The organism is Cellvibrio sp., from assembly GCF_053579595.1.
Window position 1 is genome coordinate 1 of record NZ_JBRFPI010000458.1, and the last position, 3,270, is coordinate 3,270.

The following is a 3,270-nucleotide window of genomic DNA, read 5'->3' on the forward strand; positions in this document are numbered from 1 at the left end:
TGTGTGGTCACGACCACCGAACGCGTCGCCGATTTCCGGCAAGCTGTGATTGGTCAACTCTTTCGCCAAGGCCATTGCGACCTGACGCGGGCGCGCGACTGAACGGCTGCGGCGCTTGGAAATCATATCGTTCATTTTGATTTTGTAGTATTCACATACCACACGCTGGATATTGTCGATACCGACCTGTTTATCCTGCAGGGCTAACAAATCTTTTAAGGCCTCACGCACCAGTTCGACATCAATAGGCCGACCAGTAAAATTGGCGCTGGCAATAACTCGCTTCAATGCACCTTCAAGATCGCGCACATTGGCGCGAATCCGCTGGGCAATAAAAAAGGCTGCTTCGTGCGGCAGGTCGATATTCACCTGTTCGGCCTTTTTCATCAAAATCGCCACCCGGGTTTCCAGCTCTGGTGGCTCCACCGCCACAGTCAGGCCCCAGCCAAAACGGGATTTCAACCGCTCTTCCAACCCATTGATTTCTTTCGGAAAGCGATCACACGTCAGGATAATCTGGCGGCCACCTTCCAACAGGGAGTTAAACGTGTGGAAAAACTCTTCCTGCGAGCGCTCCTTACCCGCAAAAAATTGGATATCGTCGATCAACAGCGCATCCATCGAACGGTAATACCGTTTGAAGTCATTAATCGCATTTAGCTGCAATGCTTTAACCATATCGGCAACAAACCGCTCGGAATGCAAGTAAACCACTTTGGCATTGGGGTTGCGCGCCACCATCGCATTGCCGACAGCTTGCATCAGGTGGGTTTTGCCCAAGCCAACACCACCATATATAAACAGAGGGTTGTAGGCCCCGCCGGGATTTTCAGCCACCTGGCGTGCCGCTGCCAAACCTAGCTGGTTAGATTTACCTTCTACAAAGGTAGCGAAGGTAGATGACACATTTAAATAGTTACTATGCTTGAGGCCGCCTTCAACTTCCAGTTCCGGTGTGGTGCGGGTAGTATCGAACCCGGCTTCCACAACGATATCGCGCACTTTAGCGTCATATTCAATGATTTTAGCCGGCGATTTTGCTTTAATAGACGAAGTTGAATAGCTATCGCTAGTACCCTCCTGCACCGTACTCTGGCTGCCAAAGGCCAGATTATCTTCGCGTGCATCAACCGGGGATTGAGCAGCAATCGTAGCTGGTTCATAGCGGGGCACTGGGCGCTGATTTACCGGGTTAGCTTGAAAACCTGCTGCCGGCCGCGGCGCAACACCCACTGCTACCTGTAGATTATTGTCCTGATGGTAGTGACTGGCCAACTCGCGAATACGGTTGAGGAATTTTTCTGCCACCCAATCGCAAATAAACCGGTTAGGTGCCAATAAGCGCAATTCCTGGGGTGAGGTTGATTCATCAATTTGCAATGGCCGAATCCAGGTGTTGAACTGCTGCGAAGGCAATTCATCCTGTAAGCTGGCGGCACATAATTTCCAAATCGATTGCAGCAAAACCAAAACTCCCGAAACGCCGATTGCGGTTATTGTTCATTGATGTGTTGATAAACAGAGATAAAGACTGGGGCCCGCCACTACTTGATGAACCCTGGATAGAATTAAACCCAGATTTATACGGGGGAGCTAAGTCTACTCTCGCCCCCCAGAGTTATCCACAACAAAACTCAAATTTAATTTGAATGGGCTAAAATTTAGCCATTAAAATTCAATTAGTTACACCATAACGACCAACTTGTAACAGATCCCCGCCGGGCAGCAAAAACAATGAATAAAACGACAATCCTGTGGATAACCCTGTGAATAATATATGAATTAACTGAGGGAAAACCGGTAGAAAATGTGCACAGCTCAATTTGCTGGTTTTTGTAGATAATTTGCTCAAAATAATTTGCTTTAGACGATGGCATTCATTAGAATCCCGCCTCTTTTCGCACGCCGTGTGAATTAACTCAGGATTTTTAACAGGTTTATCATGAAAAGAACATTCCAACCCAGCAATCTGAAACGCGTCCGCAACCACGGTTTCCGTGCTCGTATGGCTACCAAAGGTGGTCGTTTGGTATTGGCTCGCCGTCGCGCCAAAGGCCGTGCCGAGCTGACTCGCGTTTAATCGCTCGCGCTTCTTGGTTCACTAGCAGTTTGTTGAAATTTGTTATTGGCAAACGTGAGACAAAGTAGTCGATAACGGTCATTCCCAGACTATTTTTAGCGCACTTATGCCAGCCAAAATAGAATTTCAACAGTCTGCTAGTTCGAATCAACCCCAAAGCGATGTCCGCTTTGATCCAGGTTCCAACTCCGCTTCTTTCCGTTTTACCAAATCCCTGCGTTTACTCTGCGCCGCTGATTTCAAACCCGTGTTTGATGACGCTCCATTTCGCGCTTCGCATCAGTATTTTTTGATCCTCGCCCGCCTCAACCAACAGCCCCAACCGCGCTTGGGTTTAGTGATGGCCAAAAAGCACATGAAATTGGCAGTGGAACGCAACCGCATGAAACGCTTGATCCGCGAAAGTTTTCGCCTGCAGCAGCAGGAGTTAACCGGGTTGGATATTGTGGTGCTGTCACGCAAGGGGATGGATAGCCTGTCCAATAGCGAATTTAGCCAGCAATTAAATCAACAATGGCAGCGAATTTTCAAAAAAGTGCGCCATCATCGGTTAACATCGCAGGCGCAAAATCAAGGGGCAGAGCAAAAGGTCAATGCAGATGCTAAAGCGACTGATCAATAACGGCCATTCCGGCCTGATCTGGCTGGCAGTCAAACTACTGCACGGCTATCGCTATTTTTTAAGCCCCTGGATTGGCAACCAATGCCGCTTTTATCCCAGCTGCTCACATTACTCGGAAGAAGCAATTGTGCGGCATGGATTTTTTACAGGGTCTTATCTAACCCTGCGACGCCTACTAAAATGCCATCCCTGGCATGAAGGCGGCCTGGATCCGGTACCGGAATTGAACAAGACCTGTTGTTCTTCTATTCACTCACACACTACTGATGGCAGTCATTAAGATGGATTGGCAAAAAAACCTATTAATTGCAGCAATTCTCGCTACCTTATTGATGTTGGTTATTCGCTGGCATGAATATCAGGAACAGCTACCCACACAAACACCGGTAGCCACCCAAACCACCACTAACACGGGTTCAATCCCGCCGGCGACGGCTATTAATAGTGATGTTCCAGTTGCTGCCAATAGTCTGTCTGAAGCAGAAAAAACTACTTTGGCTGCCAACCAACTGATTCAAGTAAAAACTGACAGCCTGGAACTGACTATTAATCCTCTGGGTGGCGACAT

The 3,270-nt window shown here is 48.2% G+C and carries 4 protein-coding genes and 1 pseudogene; 4 read left to right on the forward strand and 1 reads right to left on the reverse strand.

The window, feature by feature from the left end; translation table 11 throughout:
* Positions 1-1,464 (reverse strand): chromosomal replication initiator protein DnaA (dnaA, locus tag ACWA6V_RS19625; protein WP_449524076.1); only part of this gene is annotated, 1,464 nt, incomplete at its 3' end.
* A gap of 478 nt (positions 1,465-1,942) precedes the next feature.
* On the opposite strand from dnaA, the gene rpmH reads away from it, so the two are divergent.
* The 4 genes and pseudogenes from rpmH to ACWA6V_RS19645 form a co-directional block, all read left to right on the forward strand.
* Positions 1,943-2,080 carry a 50S ribosomal protein L34 gene (gene rpmH, locus ACWA6V_RS19630; RefSeq protein WP_084617888.1) on the forward strand — a complete coding sequence of 46 codons (138 nt, stop codon included), beginning with the start codon at positions 1,943-1,945 and terminating at the stop codon, positions 2,078-2,080.
* Between the two features lie 106 nt (positions 2,081-2,186).
* Complete coding sequence (gene rnpA / locus ACWA6V_RS19635; RefSeq protein WP_449524077.1) at positions 2,187-2,702, forward strand: ribonuclease P protein component; 516 nt, start codon at positions 2,187-2,189, stop codon at positions 2,700-2,702.
* Positions 2,680-2,982 (forward strand): membrane protein insertion efficiency factor YidD, encoded by a 303-nt coding sequence (gene yidD, locus ACWA6V_RS19640; protein ID WP_374725246.1) that lies wholly within the window; start codon positions 2,680-2,682, stop codon positions 2,980-2,982. Before rnpA ends, yidD begins: the two co-directional genes overlap by 23 nt.
* A gap of 1 nt (position 2,983) precedes the next feature.
* Positions 2,984-3,270, forward strand: a pseudogene (locus ACWA6V_RS19645) (membrane protein insertase YidC); the annotation flags it as partial.

Coding starts and splice junctions, on each gene's coding strand:
- rnpA (WP_449524077.1), top strand. CDS start 2,187: ATGCCAGCCAAAATAGAATTTCAACAGTCTGCTAGTTCGAATCAACCC.
- yidD (WP_374725246.1), top strand. CDS start 2,680: ATGCTAAAGCGACTGATCAATAACGGCCATTCCGGCCTGATCTGGCTG.
- rpmH (WP_084617888.1), top strand. CDS start 1,943: ATGAAAAGAACATTCCAACCCAGCAATCTGAAACGCGTCCGCAACCAC.